Below are 16,757 nucleotides of genomic sequence, written 5' to 3'. Positions count from 1 at the left end.
GCAGGGGGGGCGGCGTTGCCAAACCGCTTGCAGATGTCCTTCCGTGCGCGCACAGTGACGCCGATGAACCAAGCCATGACTATTCGAAAGATGGTCGAGCTGGCGAAGGCTGGTGGCAGTCCTCCTGCCGATGAGGCCCTAGCTAGTCTTGCCGCGGTGATCGACCGTCTCGACATGAACAGCGACACCTATGAGGCAGATGTAGTGGCCCTAATAGGTGCAGGCGCGACGGTATGGGCGCTGAGCGGGCCGGGCGATGAACAGGCTAGGGCAGCCCCTCATTAGGGTCCGCGCTGCAGAAAGCCAACTGGCGCCACCGCTGAGTGCGTGCAACGCTACGCGTCGATCCTCACGGGCGTATCGTCGGCAGAGATCAGCACAGCCGGCGCTCCATCGTCGATCTCTATCGCTACACCCATGAAGCGTGTGGGGTCGACCTGGGCCGCCTCGGTTTCGGTCTTCGTCATCTTCCGCCGGCGCATCAGGTCCGCGTGCTGTGAGGTCGACAGGATGAGCTTCTGCGGGTTCTTGTTGGCGTGCGCTTTCCAGTGCGCCGACAGGGCCTTCGTGATCGCGTCGTAGATGTTGCTCATTCTGAAATTCGGGCTTGCGCGTTCAGGTCGTGCTTATCGCCCCGCTCCTCGAGCGTGCATCTCAGTGCATGCAGTGCGCTCTCCGTCGCGTCCAGCATATGTGTCACTTCCTCCGAATTCAGAGCAGGATATCCCGGCGTTGCCTTAAGAAAGTGGTGAAGCTTCTCGCAGGCAGCGTTCCAAGCAAGGGCGGCGCTCTTCTGTTCGAACGTGAGGCGAGGGTTGTTCTGTGGCATTGAAATATCGTAGCGCTCGCACTTCTCGCAGCTACAAATCCCCCAACTCAAGTAGCGTTTTGCTCAGTGCAAGGTGGGCGCCGCGGCGCTCGGTTCTTCTTCGCCGATCAACTGGAAATACTCGCACTGGGCCCGGAATTTGCCGTCATCGGCGGGGGTGAAGGTGTCGGGGCACTCGTAGACCCCGCGCGCCAGGTACGCATTCGCGGACTCGTAGAAGGCGGTGTCGCTCGGGAACTCGACTAAGCGAGTGCCGAGGTACTTGAATGTCAGGTTTGCCGGGGTCCCGAGTGGAGCCTCCCCCACCATCGTGTGCGTGCTGGTGAGCAGGAGGGGGCCACGGACGGCGGCCAGCGCGCTCACGAGCGAATCAAACGGCTTCAGCGGCCCTTCCAGCTCTTCCTTCGAGATGTCGACCAGGCCGATCGAGATCTGGCCTTCAGCGGTTTCGAGGTAGGCGATGAACATGGCGCCACCTCAACCCAGCCGAACTTCGAAGTAGGCCTCGTCGGAGCCGCCGAGGTCATGGAAGCCGGCCATCTTCGCCTTCTCGTAAGCCTTGGGCCAGGCGCTGGCCAGGGCGTGCTCGTCGGCCGACATCTCGTCGGCGCCAGACTCGGCCGCCGAACTGTAGGCCTTGAGCACCAGCTCGAGGCTGTCGCCCAGGTCCTTGTCCAGGGTGGCGCAAAACCGCTTCTCGGCAGCAGCGATCAGATCGGCCGGAAGGCCTGGAAACTCTCTCAGCTTGGCGGTGTAGGCCATGGTGGGACTCCTTCAAAAGATCAGAATGGCGCCAGCGACGTCGACACGTCAACCGGTCCGATGCCGTCATAGACCACCTTGCCGGTGGCGCGCTCGACGACCTGCACGCGATCACCCTTCCGGACGATCTCGTATTCCTCGGCGGGCAGCACCAGGGGGATCTCGCTGTCGAGGCCCGGAATCCACGAGGGAGTGCGCAGTAGGGTGGGGTGGCGTTGTTCGGTCATGTTTCGGGATGGGTACGGTGGTACGTGGCTCGTGCCCAGTCGGCCTCGGTGCCGGCCGCGGGCTGGCACAGCCACACCTGGCGGTGCTCCCAGATTTTTCGCCCGCCGTCCGTGCAGTGGATTTCTGTTCCGGCGATGAGCAGGCCCTCGCTCTTGTTGGGCAGCAGCACAGGATCTATCAGCGTGGCCAAGCCACGCATATGCGACACGCCGAAAGCGGCCCAGAGCTCAACCTTCAGGATGTTGCGCTTGAAGTGGTTGGTGTCGCGGTCCATTTCGGTGATCTGAAAGGTGCCACGCAGGGGCGGCTCCCACTGGCTGCGTGGCAGCCGGAGGCCCTGTTTGCGAAGAAGTTGGACATCAAAAAGCACTGGATGAATATACAGTGTTTCGGTAGACTGGCGCAATGGACCAGAGACCCGGCACCGAATGGATAGCCGCCTGCGCCCACCGGCTGCACCGCCACTGGCGCACCGTCGACCCGCTCGAGCTGGAGGCCGTGGCCACCGATATCTCGCGCGACCAGCGCCTGCGCGCGATGCGTCCGTCCGAGGCTGCCACGGAGTGGCTGAAGCCAGTAGAGTCCGCCCATGTGCACTCGCTACATCCCGCCGGAGGTTGCTGAGATCGAACGCTTCTGGAGCCTGCCTCGGGGGCACCAGCCGGACCTGTGGCCGCGCGAGATGTTTCCGCGGTCGCCGGGCCCGTTCATCCGCCGCCGGCGCGACGCCACTTTCTACGAGCGTGAGCTGGTCGTTGGGCGGTGGGGCCTGATCCCTGAGCGCTCGGAGACATCCACGCCGCGCAAAAAGGACGGCAAGCTCTTGAGTACTGAAAATTCGCGCGGGGAAGAGGTCCACTGGAAGGACAGCTACAAGGGCCCCTGGGGCCTTGGACAGCGCTGCATCATCCCGGCGGCCACCTTCGACGAGCCGAACTGGGAGACGGGCAAGAACGTGTGGTGGCGCTTCCGCCGCGCGGATGGCGCGCCATGGGGGCTGGCCGGCCTGTGGAACACTTGGACTGACAAAGCCACGGGCGAACTGCACGAGAGCTACACGATGCTCACGCTCAATGCGAATGCCCATCCGTTGATGAGCCGCATGCACCTGCCAGTGGTTGACCCTGTCACCAAAGTGCCGCTGCCGCTCGACAAGCAGGACAAGCGCAGCGTCATCCCGCTTGACGCCAGCGACTTCGACCAGTGGCTCGAGGGGACAGTCGAGCAGGCGAGGGCGCTGATCGACGTATTCGACGCCGGGCCGGTCACCGAGTCGGCCTAGCGCCGAAGCGCGTGGACTCCGGTTTGTGTCTGAGCCTGATACCTAGGCAACCGTCAACGCGTCGACCGCTCTTCGGCATTCATCAAGGCGCTTCTGCAGCAGCATCAGTTCGGTGAGTGCGCCGGGCGCTCCCGCTCCAGCTCAGTTAGCTGAAGAGCATATGCATCTGAAGCGAAGTGCCAACGAGCGCATGCCGAACTTAGACTTTCGATCGGAACCGTCATTCGAATCCTCCTATCTTGGGAAGCGGCGGAAACGGCTACTGCGTCAGTACGCTGCCATGGGGAAACGTCGAAGAAGCACGGACAGGCGCATCAAGCCCTCCAACGCGGGACGAGCCAACATTCGCCGATGACTATCCAGCGCCTTCAGCCAATCGGCAGCAGAAGGCTGTCGTCTACCCTCCTCTGCCGAAAGGGCTTGGATGCGAGCGATAGCCTCGAGGCGACGTGACATCTGCGCAGTGTGTTGCACGAAGACACGCGCTAGCGTAGGGGAAAGACCTCAATCTGCTGAGGTTCCACCTGTTTCCCGAGTTTCGACCCAGTGAGTGCGAGGCCCGTAGACGACGTCTCCCGCCCTGACCATCAACTCAAGGTTTAGTGCGCAGGCGTCCGTCCTCACGCACCAATCGCGCAAGACCAGAATCTCTGCTCGGACGTGGAGGATTTCTGGGCTCCACTGCAGACGTATTTCGGTCATCTGTGCGCATTTTCCTTCACGCGCGTACAGACTTCCAATGTCTTAAGACAGTGCCGACCTGACTGCTCACCCAGCACTCGACTCTACTGTTGACAGATACGAACAGCGTCTGCAACTACTTAAACAACAGTTGGCGTGCTTTTTTGAGTGCGCCTCAGCCATTGCCATTCCGAGTATTTATCCCCCCTTTGGCGGATGTGCGTGTAGCGGCGAAGCGAACTCCAAGTCCGATGGCCGGAGACGCCCGCTACATGGGGAATATTCCAGCCCAGCTCAAACAGCCGGCTGATGCCGTCATGCCTCAGGTCATGGAAGTGCAGATCCTCAATGCCTAAAAGCGTGCATGCATCTGAGAAAAGCCGGCTGATCGTGTTGCTGTTGTAGGGGAAGATTCGGCCTGTTTGCTCGGGTGACTTGCGTCGATTTAAGACGATGGCCAGTGCCTCGGGCGTGAGGGTGCAGCGGACGTCGTTCCCATCCTTCTCGCCCGGATGTTTCATGTCTCGAACCCATAGGTCAGGTTGCGCTTCGTCCAGATCCTCGAAGGTCTGTCTAGTGATCTCTTCTTGCCGGCGCGTGCTGAAGATCGCGTAGCAGATGATCTCCTGCATCGGTGTGGTGTGTTTGCGCTTGACGCGACCGAAGTGGGCCATCAGCTTGTCGAGTTCCTCCAGGGTCGGACGCCTGTCGCGGCTTCTAGACCTCGACGTGAGGCCAAGAGATTTGCTGACCTTGCGTGCATCGGCAATAACCTGAGGGTCTAGCTGGTAGTTCCAAGCAGGTCGGGCCAGGCTATAGATCGAGGAGATGTGAGAGAAGTAGTTGCCTACCGTCTGAGGCTGCACGCCCAGGTCCTTGCCGAACTGCACCCAGTCGGCGCTGGTGATGGTCGATCCGCGCCGTTTGGCCAAGCTGCTTGCCGCCACCTTCTTGAGCACCTGCGCCTTGGTCGTTCCGAGTTCCCTGCGTGACTCGTCGATGTACTTCTGAATGGTCTCCGCAAAGGTTGGGTCCGGCGCTCGGAGCTTTTCGAGCGCGCCGGGCTTGCCCAGTTCGGCCTCGCGGGTCCTCATCCAGAGCTTGGCCGCGGCCTCGCGATCAAACGTCTCCGTTTCGCTATGGACGACCAGGCTGCCTTCCTTGATTCGGATGCGGGCCATGTGCGCTACGCTTCCGTCTGCGCGCTTGCGTTTCGTGATGGTACCCAAGGGTGCCTCTCTGGTGGTACATGAGTTTTTTGTGGCACGAAATGTACCACCGAGGGCGAAAAAACAGCGTTAAACGAGATCGAATGACACTAAACGAGAACCGCATAAACACTGGGCTGCAGCCTGATTCTCCTCTCGGCGCTTGGGTGGTCGATCCGATGCGCATGTCCGTTGCGCCGATGATGGACTGGACCGACCGCCACTGCCGCTACTTCCACCGCCTGCTCACCCGCCACGCGCTGCTCTACACCGAGATGGTCACCACCGGCGCGTTGATCCACGGCGACGTGCCGCGGCACCTGCGCTTCAACGCCGAGGAGCATCCGGTGGCGCTGCAGCTGGGCGGCAGCGAGCCGGCCGACCTGGCGCATTGCGCGAAGCTGGGCCAGGACTGGGGCTACGACGAGATCAACATCAACTGCGGCTGCCCCAGCGAGCGCGTGCAGCGCGGCGCCTTCGGGGCCTGCCTGATGAACGAGCCGCAGCTGGTGGCCGACTGCGTGAAGGCCATGGTCGACGCGGTCGACGTGCCGGTCACAGTCAAGCACCGCATCGGCATCGACAAGATCGAGAAGTACGAGTTCGTGCGCGACTTCGTCGGCACGGTCAGCGAGGCGGGCTGCCAGACCTTCATCGTGCATGCGCGCAACGCCTGGCTCAAGGGCCTGTCGCCCAAGCAGAACCGCGAGATCCCGCCGCTGCGCTACGAGCTCGTGCACCGGCTCAAGCACGACTTCCCGGCGCTGCGCTTCTCGATCAATGGCGGCATCTCGCAGACCGCGCAGGTGCACGAGCAGCTGCGCCTGCTCGACGGCGTGATGGTGGGCCGGGAGGCGTACCACAACCCCTGGTGGCTGGCCGAATGGGACGCCGCCTTCTTCGGCGCCGCGCCGCGCGAGATCGACCGCGAAGAGATCGAGCGGCAGATGTGCGACTACATGGTGCGCGAAGCGGCCGAGCACGGCACGCCGTGGTCGAACATCGCGCGCCACATGCTGGGCCTGCGCAACGGCCTGCCCGGTGCGCGGCGCTGGCGCCAGGTGTGGAGCGACCACAAGCAGAAGGGCCGGCCTCCGCACGAGGTGATGGCGCTGGCGCACGAGGCGGTCGAGCAGCCGGTCTGAGGCCGGCCCGGAAACTCAGGCGGCTTGCAGTGCCGCCTGGGGCTTGAAGGTCTGGGGGATGCCCGCGGCGGCCACGCCGCTTCGCATCGGCTCGTCGGGCAAGGACTCGCGCAGCAGCGCGCGCGCGGCCAGCAGCGCCGGCAGGTCGATGCCGGTGCGGTGGCCCATGGACTCGAGCATGAACACCAGGTCCTCCGTCACGATGTTGCCCGAGGCCCCCGGCGCGAAGGGGCAGCCGCCGAGGCCGGCCAGGCAGCTGTCGAAGTCGTGGATGCCCTGTTCCAGCCCCGCCAGCGCATTCGCCAGGCCCAGCCCCAGCGTGTCGTGCAGGTGCAGCTTGGTCAGGCGCGCGCCGATGGCGTCCTGCACCGCGCGCACGGTGTCGCGCACCAGGGCCGGGTGGGCGTAGCCCACGGTGTCGGCCAGGGCCACGCGGTCGACGCCGGTGGCGGCCAGGGCCGCGGCCACCTGCACCACGCGCTCGCGCGACACCAAGCCTTCCATCGAGCAGCCGAAGGCGGTGGCGGCGGCGGCGTCGATGCGCATCGGGCGCGACTGCGCGCGCACCCAGTCGACGATGCTACGCACCATCTCCACCTGCACGTCGGTGCCCTTGTTGACGTTGGCGTGGCTGTGCGTGTCGCTCACCGAGATCGGGATGGCCAGCACGTGCGCGCCGGCCTCGTGCGCGGCGATCGCGCCCTTGAGGTTGCAGGCCAGCGCGCAGACCGTCAGGCCCTCGATGGCCAGCGCGCCGCGCACCACCTCGCCGGTGTCGGCCATCTGCGGGATCATGCGCGGCGAGACGAAGCTGCCGACCTCGATCTCCTTCAGGCCGGCCGCGGCCAGCTGGCCGATCCAGCGCAGCTTGGTGTCGGTGGCCATGCGGCCGTGGGCCATCTGCAGGCCGTCTCGCGGCCCGACTTCGCATACGTTGACGTCAGGGGTCATGGTGAAGATTCCTGTGGTGCTCACTCGATCTTGATGCGGGCGGCGGCGATGATCTCGCGCGACTTCTGGATGTCGGCCCTGATCAGCGCGGCGAATTCTTCGGGCGAGCTGGGCGCGGCGTCGAAGCCCTGGGCCTGGAAGGCGGTCTTCACGTCGGGGCGGACCAGGATCTTGTTGATGTCGGCGTTTAGCCGCGCGACCAGCGGCGCCGGGATGCCGGCCGGGCCCATCACGCCGTAGAAGCTGATGGCGTTGAAGTCCTTGTAGCCGAACTCGGCCACGGTGGGCACCTCGGGCAGGCTGGCGTTGCGCTTGGCCGAGGTCACGGCCAGCGCGCGCACCTTGCCCGCATGGATCAGCGTGGCGGCCGACGAGATCGACGAGCCGGCGAAGCTCAGGTGGCCGCCCATCAGGTCGGCCAGCGCCGGGCTCGAGCCCTTGTACGGCACGTGCTGCATCTTGCAGCCGGCGGTGATCTGCAGCAGCTCCATCGCGATGTGCACGCCGCCGCCGGTGCCCGAGGTGCCGTAGGTCAGCTTGTCGGGGTCGGCCTTGGCGGCCTTGATCAGGTCGGCCAGGGTCTTGAAGGGCGAGTTCTCGTGGACCAGGATCACCAGCGGCGTGACGGCCGCCAGCGCGATCGGCGTCAGGTCCTTGATCGGGTCGTAGGCGGTCTTCATCAGCAGCGGGATCAGCGAGACGTTGTCCGACTGGGCCACGACCAGCTCGTAGCCGTCGGGCTTGGCCCGGGCCGCCTCGGCCAGCCCCAGCGCGGTGCCGGCGCCGGGTCGGTTGTCGGGCACCACCGACCAGCCGTTCATCTCCGACAGCTTGGTGCTCAGCAGCCGGCCCGTGAAGTCGGTGCCGCCGCCCGGTGTCGACGGGATGATCAGGCGGATCGCCCGTGCCGGCCAGGCCTGGGCCCAGGCGGGCAGGGCGCTCAGGCCGCCGGCGGCGCTCGCCAGCGCCATCAGGTTGAAGTGGCGTCGTTGCATTTTTTGTCTCCTGTCGTTTTTGGGATTCGTTTTCTTGGCGCGCAGCGTGGCCCCTGAGGGCTCGGGGCTACACCGCCACCACGCCCTGGCGCACCAGCTGCGCGATGCGTGCCGCGTCCAGGCCCAGGCCGTGCAGGATGTCCTGCGTCTGCGCGCCGATGGGTTGCGGGTCGAGCCGTTTGCCCACCTTCTGGCCGTCGAATTCGATGGGCAGCGCCGCGGCCGTGACCTGCTGGCCGTCGGGCATGGTGGTGGCGATCAGCGCGCCGCCGGCATGCAGGTGCGGGTCGTCCAGCAGGTCGTGCGGCTGGCGGATCGGGCCGTAGGACAGGCCCGAGGCCTCCAGCGCGGCGCACAGTTCGACGGTCTTCCAGTCCTTGAGGATCTCGGCCACGGCGGGCACCAGCCAGGGCCGGGCGGCTTCGCGGTCGATGGCGGAGAACAGGCGTTGGTCGTCCGCCCAACTGGGCGGCAGGAAGTCGCGGCAGAAGGTGCGCCAGTTGGCGTCGCTCACCACCGCCACGAACACGCGGCCGTCCTGGGTGTCGAAGATGTCGTACACGCCCCAGGGCGGCGTGCGCTTGTCGCCCATGGGGATGGGCGGCGTGCCGGTCAGCTGGTACTGCGCGATGAACTGCGCCACCAGCAGCAGGTTGTTCTCGAACAGGCCGGCGCGCACATGGCGGCCGCGGCCGGTGCGCTGGCGGTCGTTGAGCGCGGCCAGCGCGCCCACCACGCCGAAGGTGCCGCCCAGGATGTCGTTGACCGAGGGCGCGACGCGCTGCGGCGCGCCGGTGCCGCCGTTGATGTAGGCCATGCCGCCCATCATCTGCACCACCTCGTCGAGCGCGGTGCGCTGCTTGTACGGCCCCGAGAGGAAGCCCTTGAGCGAGACGTAGATCAGGCCGGGGTTGTCGGCCGAAAGGGATGCGTAGTCGAGCCCGTACTGCGTCAGGCTGTCGTCGCGGAAGTTCTCCACCAGCATGTCGCAGCCCTGCGCCAGCTGGCGCACCAGCGCCTGGCCTTCGGCCGACTTGAGGTCGACCGCCAGGCTCTTCTTGTTGCGGCTGAACACCGGGAAGTAGCCGATGCCCGAGCCCTTGAGCCGGCGCGTGCGGTCGCCGTCCAGCGGCTCGACCTTGATCACCTCGGCGCCCAGGTCGGCCAGCACCAGGCCGGCGGCCGGGCCCATGATCATGTGCGAGAGCTCCAGCACCTTGATGCCGCGCAGCGGCAGGTCGTCGTCGGGCAGGAAGTTCGGGGTCTTTGTCGAAGGGGTTGCAGTCATCCGGGGATGATCCGCCGCCGCCGCGAAACGAGAAAGTGGTGCTTCGGCACCGTTGCGCTCTCGTTCGAAGAGGGCCGGGTCAACCCCTAGTCCGTGACCGCGGCGCTGGCGCGCAGGTGGTCGACGAAGGCCCGCGCCGCCATCGGCAGCGTGTCGAGGTCGCGCACGGCGATGAAGCTGCGCGGCTGGGCCCAGTCGTCGGACAGCGGCACGAAGCGCAGGTCCAGCGTCTTCTTCTCGGCCGCCAGGTACAGCGGCGCCACGCCCACGCCCAGGCCGCGCGCGACCAGCGTGCAGATGGTCTCGAAGGAGCTGACGCGCGCGCGCACCGTGCGCGAGGTGCGCGCCTCGCGCGCGGCGTCGTCGAACACGTGGCTGATGCCGCTGTCGCGCGTGAGCTCGACCAGGTCGTCGCCCAGCAGCTGCGCATAGCGCAGCTTTTGCGCGCCCGCCAGCGCATGGCCGCCGGGCAGCACCGCCGCCAGCGCATAGCGCCGGTAGGGGAAGACATGCAGGCCTTCGTGGCTGGCGAACTCCGAGGCCACGCCCACGTCGGCCAGGCCTTCGCGCACGCGGCGGTAGATCACGGGCGTGGTGCGTTCCTCCACGTCGATCTCGATTTGCGGGCGCTCGGCGCGGAACTTCATGATGTCGGCCGGCAGGTCGCCCGACAGCGAGGTCACGCTGGCCAGCACCTTGATCAGCCCGCGCACGCCGTCGACGTAGCCGGCCATCTCGCGCTGCATGCGGTCCATGCCCTGCAGCAGCGCGCGCGCGTGGTGGGCCAGCGCCTCGCCGGCCGGCGTGGGGTGCACGCCCTTGACGCTGCGGTCGAGCAGCGGCACGCGCAGTTCGGACTCCATCTCGGAGATGCGCTTGCTGACCGCCGAGGGCACGATGTTCTCGCGCGCCGCGGCGCGGGCGATGCTGCCTTCCTCCAGGGTGGCGAGGAAGAGGCGGATGGAAACGGGGTCGAGGTCTCGCATGGTGGTCCGCCTTTCACATGCCCGAGGCATAGGGCGCGAAGCCGCGCTGGTTCTCGTCGATCTGCAGCGTGCGGCCCAGCGGCGGAAAGGCGCGCTGGGCGCAGTCGGCGCGGTCGCAGACCTTGCAGCCGGCGCCGATCAGCGTGGCGGCGTCGGGGTCGATCAGGTTCACGCCCTTGGCGTAGACCAGGCGGTCGGCATAGCGCGCGTCGCAGCCCAGCGCCACCGCGAACATGCGCTTGGGCGTGCCGTAGCCGCTGCGCCGGTGCTCGACGGTGCGGGCGATCCAGAGGTAGGTGCGGCCATCGGGCATGCGCGAGAGCTGCGTGAGGATCGTGCCGGGTTGGGAGAAAGCCTCGTAGACGTTCCACAGCGGACAGGTGCCGCCATGGCGCGAGAAATGGAAGTCGGCCGTCGACTGCCGCTTCGACACGTTGCCCGCGCGGTCGACCCGCACGAAGAAGAAGGGGATGCCCTGGCCCGGCGCGTGCCGCATGGTCGACAGCCGATGCTCGATGGTCTCGAAGCCGACGCCGAAGCGGTCGCTCAGCAGTTCCAGGTCGTAGCGCAGCGCATGGGCGGCTTCCTGGAACAGCCGGTTGGGCAGCACCAGCGCGCCCGCGAAGTGGTTGGCGAAGCCCAGCCGGGCCAGGCTGCGGGCCTGCGAGCTGTTGAAGGACTCGGCCGTGGTGAAGGCATCGATGCGGTCGCCCATCTCGAGGAAGGCGAGCTGCACGCCGAGCTGGAAGGCCTGCTGTCCCGCGTCCATGTCGGTCGCCAGCGAGAGCGTGCCGGTGGCCGCGTCGTAGCTGCGCAGCGCCTGGTCCGATGTGCGGCCGGCCGTGTCCTGCCGCTCCTGGATCAGCACCTGCACGCCGTGGCGCTTGCGCAGCCGCTCCAGCAGGCGGGCGCGCAGCTCGACCGCGCTCACGGTGCCGGGCGGCAGGCCGGCCATCAGCGTGGCGTGCAACTGCTCCGCGAGCTCGTCCAGCACGGCCATGTGGTGGTGGCGCGCATAGAAGAACTCGCGCACTTCCTCGTAGGGCTGCAGCCGGGCGGCGGGGTCGCCGGCCAGCCGGTCGCCGTCGGCGCCGGCGGCCAGCGAGGACAGCTGTTCCTCGACCGCGCGCGAGCGCTTGTGCAGGTTCAGCAGCACCCGGGTGACCGCCGGCAGCTGCGAGGCCACGACCTTGGCTTCGGCCAGCGGCACCGCGTTGGCCTCGGAGCCGTCTGCGAACACCGGCTGCAGTTCGCTCAGCCGCCGGGCGTTCTCGTCATCCGAGAACAACTGCAGGTCGATACCATGGGCGGCCTGCAGGCGCAGCAGCACGGGCACGGTCAGGGGGCGCTGGTCGTTCTCGATCTGGTTGAGGTAGCTGGGCGAGATCTTGAGCGACGCGGCCAGCGCGGCCTGGGTCAGTCCCTGCTGTTCCCGCAACGTCTTGAGGCGAACGCCCATGTAAGCTTTGGTCATCTTCGCAAACCTTGCAAATTTACAGGGGCCATTGTCCACATTCCTTGCCCTCTGCCGTTGTTGATCGCCTCTATTTTTGCGAAGATTGCAACGTTATGACAGACTCGATTGAGAAAAACATGAGCAACGCCGCGGATCTGGAATCCTGGAACAAGGCCGCCGCCAAGTCCGCCCCCGGCGGCGACGTGAGCGCGCTGAACTGGCGCACGCCGGATGGCATCACGGTCAAGGCGCTGTACACCGCGGCCGACCTGGTGGGCCTGAAGTACACCGACACGCTGCCCGGCTTCGAGCCCTACCTGCGCGGCCCGCAGGCCACCATGTACGCGGTGCGCCCCTGGACCATCCGCCAGTACGCGGGCTTCTCGACCGCGGAAGAGTCGAACGCGTTCTACCGCAAGGCCCTGGCCGCCGGCGGGCAGGGCGTGAGCGTGGCCTTCGACCTGGCCACCCACCGCGGCTACGACAGCGACCATCCGCGCGTGACCGGCGACGTGGGCAAGGCCGGCGTGGCGATCGATTCGGTCGAGGACATGAAGATCCTGTTCGACCAGATCCCGCTGGACAAGGTTTCGGTGTCGATGACCATGAATGGCGCCGTGCTGCCGGTGCTCGCGGGCTACGTGGTCGCGGCCGAGGAGCAGGGCGTGGCGCAGGACCAGCTGAGCGGAACCATCCAGAACGACATCCTCAAGGAGTTCATGGTCCGCAACACCTACATCTTCCCGCCCGCGCCGAGCATGCGGATCATCGGCGACATCATCGAGTACACGGCGCAGAAGATGCCCAAGTTCAACTCGATCTCGATCAGCGGCTACCACATGCAGGAAGCCGGCGCCAACCAGGCGCTCGAACTCGCCTTCACGCTGGCCGACGGCAAGGAGTACGTGAAGACCGCGCTGGCCAAGGGCCTGGACGTCGACGGCTTCGCCGGGCGCCTGAGCTTCTTCTGGGCCATCGGCATGAACTTCTACCTCGAAGTGGCCAAGATGCGCGCCGCGCGCCTGCTGTGGTGCAAGATCATGAAGGAGTTCAACCCCAAGAACCCCAAGAGCCTGATGCTGCGCACGCACTGCCAGACCTCCGGCTGGTCGCTGACCGAGCAGGACCCGTACAACAACGTGGTGCGCACCACCATCGAGGCCATGGCCGCGGTGTTCGGCGGCACCCAGTCGCTGCACACCAACGCGCTCGACGAAGCCATCGCGCTGCCCACCGAATTCAGCTCGCGCATCGCGCGCAACACGCAGCTGATCATCCAGGAAGAGACCCACATCACCAGCGTGATCGACCCCTGGGCCGGCAGCTACATGATGGAGAAGCTCACGCAGGACATGGCCGATGCGGCCTGGACCATCATCGAGGAGGTCGAGGCCATGGGCGGCATGACCAAGGCGGTCGACAGCGGCTGGGCCAAGCTCAAGATCGAGGCCGCGGCCGCCGACAAGCAGGCGCGCATCGACTCGGGCCGCGACGTGATCGTGGGCGTGAACAAGTACAAGCTCAAGACCGAGGACGCGATCGACAGCCTGTCGATCGACAACGTCAAGGTGCGCGACGGGCAGATCGCCAAGCTGCAGGCCATCCGCGCCACGCGCGACACCGCTAAGACCCAGGCCGCGCTCGATGCGCTGACGGCCGCCGCCGAAAGCGGCGAAGGCAACCTGCTGGCACTGAGCATCGACGCGGTGCGGCTGCGCGCCACGGTGGGCGAGATCAGCGACGCGCTGGAAAAGGTCTACGGCCGCCATCGCGCCGACACCCAGAAGGTCACGGGCGTCTATGCCGCGGCCTACGACTCGGCCGAAGGCTGGGAAGCGCTGCAGCACGAGATCGCGGCCTTCGCCGAAGAGCAGGGCCGCCGCCCGCGCGTGATGATCTCTAAGCTGGGCCAGGACGGCCACGACCGCGGCGCCAAGGTGGTGGCCACGGCCTTCGCCGACCTGGGATTCGACGTCGACATGGGCCCGCTGTTCCAGACGCCCGAGGAATGCGCGCGCCAGGCGATCGAGAACGACGTGCATGCGGTGGGCGTGAGCACGCTCGCCGCCGGCCACAAGACGCTGGTGCCCGCGATCATCGCGGAGCTCAAGAAGCAGGGCGCCGACGACATCATCGTGTTCGTCGGCGGCGTGATCCCCCGCGGCGACTACGAGATGCTCTACGAGGCCGGCGTGAAGGGCATCTACGGCCCGGGCACGCCGATTCCGGCGAGCGCCAAGGACGTGCTCGAACAGATCCGCGCGGCCGTCGCCGCCTGACGATGGCGGTGGTTCCAACTTCCGTCACGGCCGAGGGGCTGCTGGCGGCCCAGGGTCCGTTGCAGCGGCGCGCGATCGCCAAGGCCATCACGCTGCTCGAATCGACCCGGGCCGACCATCGCCTGCGGGCCGACGAACTGCTGACCGCGCTGCTGCCGCACACCGGCCGCTCCTTCCGACTCGGCATCTCCGGCGTGCCCGGCGTGGGCAAGTCGACCTTCATCGAGACGCTGGGCCTGTTCCTGATCGAACAGGGCCACCGCGTCGCGGTGCTGACCATCGACCCTTCTTCCACCGTCTCCGGCGGCTCGATCCTCGGCGACAAGACGCGCATGGAGCGGCTGTCGGTGCACGAGCAAGCGTACATCCGGCCCAGCCCGTCCAGCGGTACGCTGGGCGGCGTGGCCGAGAAGACGCGCGAGGCCATGCTGGTCTGCGAGGCCGCGGGCTACGACGTGGTGATCGTCGAGACCGTGGGCGTGGGCCAGAGCGAGACCGCGGTGGCCGGCATGACCGACATGTTCGTGCTCATGCAGCTGCCCAATGCGGGCGACGACCTGCAGGCCATCAAGAAGGGCGTGATGGAGATCGCCGACCTGGTAGTCATCAACAAGGCCGACCTCGACCGCGACGCCGCCACGCGCGCCCAGGCGCAGATCACCTCGGCGCTGCGGCTGTTCGGCCACCATGGCAACCCGGCGCATGCCGAAGCCATGAAGGCGGCCCATGCCGCGCCCGGTTCGCCCGATGCCGAGATCCGCTTCTGGCAGCCGCAGGTGATGCAGCTCAGTGCCTTGCTGGGTACCGGCGTCGATGCCTTCTGGGCCGCGGTCACGCGCTTCAGGCAGCTGCAGTCCGCCAACGGCAAGCTCGAGACGCGGCGCGAGAAGCAGGCGCTGTCGTGGATGTGGGAACGCATCGACGCCGGCCTCAAGCAGGCCTTCCGCCAGCATCCGCGGGTGCGCGAGCTGCTGCCCGACACCCTGGCCCAGGTCGCCGCGGGCCAGCTGCCCGCATCGACCGCCGCCCGCAACCTGCTCGCCGCGCAAGCGACGCGAGCCTCCTGAATCCCATCGCTCTTCCGATTCATCTTCACGATCGAACGCCATGAAAGAAATCCTCGAACAACTCGAAAAACGACGCGCCCAGGCGCGCCTCGGCGGTGGCCAGAAACGCATCGACGCCCAGCACAAGAAGGGCAAGCTCACGGCGCGCGAGCGCATCGAGCTGCTGCTCGACGACAACACCTTCGAAGAGTGGGACATGTTCGTCGAGCACCGCTCGACCGACTTCGGCATGGCCGACAACAAGATCCCCGGCGACGGCGTGGTCACCGGCTACGGCATGATCAACGGCCGCCTGGTCTTCATCTTCAGCCAGGACTTCACCGTCTTCGGTGGCGCGCTCAGCGAAGCGCATGCCGAGAAGATCTGCAAGGTGATGGACCAGGCCATGAAGGTCGGCGCCCCGGTCATCGGCCTCAACGATTCGGGCGGCGCCCGCATCCAGGAGGGCGTGGCCTCGCTCGGCGGCTATGCCGACGTGTTCCAGCGCAACGTGATGGCCTCGGGCGTGGTGCCGCAGATCAGCATGATCATGGGCCCCTGCGCGGGCGGCGCGGTGTACTCGCCGGCCATGACCGACTTCATCTTCATGGTGCGCGACAGCTCCTACATGTTCGTGACCGGCCCCGAGGTGGTGAAAACCGTGACGCACGAGGACGTGACGGCCGAGGAACTGGGTGGCGCGCTCACGCACACCACCAAGAGCGGCGTGGCCGACATGGCCTTCGAGAACGACGTCGAGGCGCTGATGATGCTGCGCCGGCTCTACAACTACCTGCCGCTCAACAACCGCGAGAAGCCGCCCGTGCGCCCCAGCGGCGACCCGGCCGACCGCGCCGACCTGTCGCTCGACACGCTGGTGCCCGACAACCCGAACAAGCCCTACGACATGAAGGAGCTGATCGGCAAGGTGGTCGACGACGGCGACTTCTTCGAGCTGCAGCCCGACTATGCCAAGAACATCGTGATCGGCTTCGCGCGCATGGAAGGCCAGAGCGTGGGCATCGTGGCCAACCAGCCGCTGGTGCTGGCCGGCTGCCTGGACATCAAGAGCTCGATCAAGGCGGCGCGCTTCGTGCGCTTCTGCGACGCCTTCAACATCCCGGTCGTGACCTTCGTCGATGTGCCCGGCTTCATGCCCGGCACCAGCCAGGAGTACGGCGGCATCATCAAGCACGGCGCCAAGCTGCTCTACGCCTATGCCGAGTGCACCGTGCCCAAGATCACCGTCATCACGCGCAAGGCCTACGGCGGTGCCTACGACGTGATGGCCTCGAAGCACCTGCGCGGCGACGTCAACCTGGCCTGGCCGCGCGCCGAGATCGCGGTGATGGGCGCCAAGGGCGCGGTCGAGATCATCTTCCGCGAGGACAAGAACGATCCCGAGAAGCTCGCGGCCCGCGAAGCCGAGTACAAGGCTCGCTTCGCCAACCCCTACGTGGCCAGCACGCGCGGCTACATCGACGACGTGATCCTGCCGAGCGAGACGCGCAAGCGCATCTGCCGCTCGCTGGTCATGCTGCGCGAGAAGAAGCTCGAGAACCCGTGGCGCAAGCACGGGAACATCCCACTGTAAAGGCTTGCCCCCAGTCTTCGCGCACTT

19 protein-coding genes are annotated in these 16,757 nt (G+C 66.6%); 7 read left to right on the top strand and 12 right to left on the bottom strand.

What is annotated here, in order from left to right; translation table 11 throughout:
• Positions 1-63 precede the first annotated feature (63 nt).
• Complete coding sequence (locus A9977_RS25760; RefSeq protein WP_183027641.1) at positions 64-285, top strand: hypothetical protein; 222 nt, start codon at positions 64-66, stop codon at positions 283-285.
• Positions 286-335: 50 nt separating this feature from the next.
• Here the strand turns inward: A9977_RS25760 and A9977_RS25755 are convergent, their stop codons facing one another.
• From A9977_RS25755 to A9977_RS25730, 6 genes are all read right to left on the bottom strand, one after another.
• Positions 336-593: a hypothetical protein gene (locus A9977_RS25755; protein ID WP_183027640.1), complete on the bottom strand. Its 258-nt coding sequence runs from the start codon at positions 591-593 to the stop codon at positions 336-338.
• Positions 590-829, bottom strand: a complete 240-nt coding sequence (locus tag A9977_RS25750; protein ID WP_183027639.1) for a hypothetical protein — start codon at positions 827-829, stop codon at positions 590-592. Before A9977_RS25750 ends, A9977_RS25755 begins: the two co-directional genes overlap by 4 nt.
• Positions 830-892: 63 nt before the next feature.
• Positions 893-1,297 (bottom strand): hypothetical protein, encoded by a 405-nt coding sequence (locus A9977_RS25745; RefSeq protein ID WP_183027638.1) that lies wholly within the window; start codon positions 1,295-1,297, stop codon positions 893-895.
• Between the two features lie 9 nt (positions 1,298-1,306).
• A complete protein-coding gene (locus A9977_RS25740; RefSeq protein WP_183027637.1) occupies positions 1,307-1,591 on the bottom strand; it encodes a hypothetical protein in 285 nt (94 codons plus the stop codon).
• A gap of 20 nt (positions 1,592-1,611) precedes the next feature.
• Positions 1,612-1,818 (bottom strand): hypothetical protein, encoded by a 207-nt coding sequence (locus A9977_RS25735; RefSeq protein ID WP_183027636.1) that lies wholly within the window; start codon positions 1,816-1,818, stop codon positions 1,612-1,614.
• Complete coding sequence (locus A9977_RS25730; protein WP_183027635.1) at positions 1,815-2,093, bottom strand: hypothetical protein; 279 nt, start codon at positions 2,091-2,093, stop codon at positions 1,815-1,817. Before A9977_RS25730 ends, A9977_RS25735 begins: the two co-directional genes overlap by 4 nt.
• A 131-nt stretch (positions 2,094-2,224) precedes the next feature.
• Between A9977_RS25730 and A9977_RS25725 the strand changes: the two genes are divergently transcribed.
• Both A9977_RS25725 and A9977_RS25720 read left to right on the top strand, forming a co-directional pair.
• Positions 2,225-2,443 (top strand): hypothetical protein, encoded by a 219-nt coding sequence (locus tag A9977_RS25725; protein WP_183027634.1) that lies wholly within the window; start codon positions 2,225-2,227, stop codon positions 2,441-2,443.
• Positions 2,409-3,101, top strand: a complete 693-nt coding sequence (locus tag A9977_RS25720; RefSeq protein WP_183027633.1) for an SOS response-associated peptidase — start codon at positions 2,409-2,411, stop codon at positions 3,099-3,101. Before A9977_RS25725 ends, A9977_RS25720 begins: the two co-directional genes overlap by 35 nt.
• Before the next feature lie 821 nt (positions 3,102-3,922).
• Here A9977_RS25720 and A9977_RS25715 read toward each other — a convergent pair.
• The gene (locus A9977_RS25715) at positions 3,923-5,011 is read right to left on the bottom strand and encodes a tyrosine-type recombinase/integrase (RefSeq protein ID WP_183027632.1); all 1,089 of its coding nucleotides are present in this window, start codon (positions 5,009-5,011) and stop codon (positions 3,923-3,925) included.
• 158 nt (positions 5,012-5,169) lie between these two features.
• Here A9977_RS25715 and dusA point away from each other — a divergent pair, with 158 nt between their 5' ends.
• The gene (gene dusA / locus A9977_RS25710) at positions 5,170-6,135 is read left to right on the top strand and encodes a tRNA dihydrouridine(20/20a) synthase DusA (protein WP_259652145.1); all 966 of its coding nucleotides are present in this window, start codon (positions 5,170-5,172) and stop codon (positions 6,133-6,135) included.
• A 15-nt stretch (positions 6,136-6,150) separates the two neighbouring features.
• Here the strand turns inward: dusA and A9977_RS25705 are convergent, their stop codons facing one another.
• From A9977_RS25705 to A9977_RS25685, 5 genes are all read right to left on the bottom strand, one after another.
• Positions 6,151-7,086 (bottom strand): hydroxymethylglutaryl-CoA lyase, encoded by a 936-nt coding sequence (locus A9977_RS25705; protein WP_183027630.1) that lies wholly within the window; start codon positions 7,084-7,086, stop codon positions 6,151-6,153.
• Between the two features lie 20 nt (positions 7,087-7,106).
• The gene (locus tag A9977_RS25700) at positions 7,107-8,081 is read right to left on the bottom strand and encodes a tripartite tricarboxylate transporter substrate binding protein (protein ID WP_183027629.1); all 975 of its coding nucleotides are present in this window, start codon (positions 8,079-8,081) and stop codon (positions 7,107-7,109) included.
• A gap of 67 nt (positions 8,082-8,148) precedes the next feature.
• Positions 8,149-9,369, bottom strand: coding sequence for a CaiB/BaiF CoA-transferase family protein (locus A9977_RS25695; RefSeq protein ID WP_183027628.1), 1,221 nt, complete (start codon positions 9,367-9,369; stop codon positions 8,149-8,151).
• Positions 9,370-9,455: 86 nt separating this feature from the next.
• Positions 9,456-10,355: a LysR family transcriptional regulator gene (locus tag A9977_RS25690; protein WP_259652144.1), complete on the bottom strand. Its 900-nt coding sequence runs from the start codon at positions 10,353-10,355 to the stop codon at positions 9,456-9,458.
• Positions 10,356-10,368: 13 nt separating this feature from the next.
• The gene (locus A9977_RS25685) at positions 10,369-11,829 is read right to left on the bottom strand and encodes a short-chain fatty acyl-CoA regulator family protein (protein ID WP_183027626.1); all 1,461 of its coding nucleotides are present in this window, start codon (positions 11,827-11,829) and stop codon (positions 10,369-10,371) included.
• Between the two features lie 119 nt (positions 11,830-11,948).
• Here A9977_RS25685 and scpA point away from each other — a divergent pair, with 119 nt between their 5' ends.
• The 3 genes from scpA to A9977_RS25670 are packed head-to-tail and all read left to right on the top strand — an operon-like array spanning position 11,949 to position 16,730.
• Positions 11,949-14,090, top strand: a complete 2,142-nt coding sequence (scpA, locus tag A9977_RS25680; protein WP_259652143.1) for a methylmalonyl-CoA mutase — start codon at positions 11,949-11,951, stop codon at positions 14,088-14,090.
• Between the two features lie 8 nt (positions 14,091-14,098).
• The gene (meaB, locus tag A9977_RS25675; RefSeq protein WP_310936193.1) at positions 14,099-15,157 is read left to right on the top strand and encodes a methylmalonyl Co-A mutase-associated GTPase MeaB; all 1,059 of its coding nucleotides are present in this window, start codon (positions 14,099-14,101) and stop codon (positions 15,155-15,157) included.
• A 40-nt stretch (positions 15,158-15,197) separates the two neighbouring features.
• A complete protein-coding gene (locus A9977_RS25670; RefSeq protein WP_183027623.1) occupies positions 15,198-16,730 on the top strand; it encodes an acyl-CoA carboxylase subunit beta in 1,533 nt (510 codons plus the stop codon).
• Positions 16,731-16,757 lie beyond the last annotated feature (27 nt).

It is taken from the genome of Variovorax sp. UMC13 (genome assembly GCF_014170375.1).
Classification (GTDB): Bacteria; Pseudomonadota; Gammaproteobacteria; order Burkholderiales; family Burkholderiaceae_C; genus Variovorax.
Note: the sequence above shows the minus strand (reverse complement) of the source record. Positions and strands in the feature narration are given on the sequence as shown.